Consider the following 276-nt stretch of genomic DNA (forward strand, 5'->3'; position numbering starts at 1 on the left):
TGTACTTCGATCGTTAGTTCCGCTTCACCTATAATCAGTTGATAATCGCCTATTTTATTAAAGACGATAGGAATCTCGAACTCCATTAGCTCTTCATCAAAGGTAAGCTTCCATTCCTGTTCTTCTTCAGACAGCTTTTTACTCTTCACTTCTGCAGCAAATTCTTCTTCCACGATCAATGCTTCTTTCGCTACAACTAGCGTAATCTCATCTAACGGTTGGCTTGATACGACGAAAACATCGATCGGTTGATCCACGATACCTTCAATCACACTA

At 40.2% G+C, this 276-nt stretch carries 1 protein-coding gene; it reads right to left on the minus strand.

All coding sequences use genetic code 11. The annotated features are described in order from the left end of the window. A partial coding sequence (locus RMT89_RS42790; protein ID WP_315889162.1) for a hypothetical protein occupies positions 1-257 on the minus strand: 257 nt, incomplete at its 3' end. Between the last annotated feature and the right edge of the window lie 19 nt (positions 258-276).

This window comes from Streptomyces sp. P17, from assembly GCF_032436805.1.
Classification (GTDB): domain Bacteria; phylum Actinomycetota; class Actinomycetes; order Streptomycetales; family Streptomycetaceae; genus Streptomyces.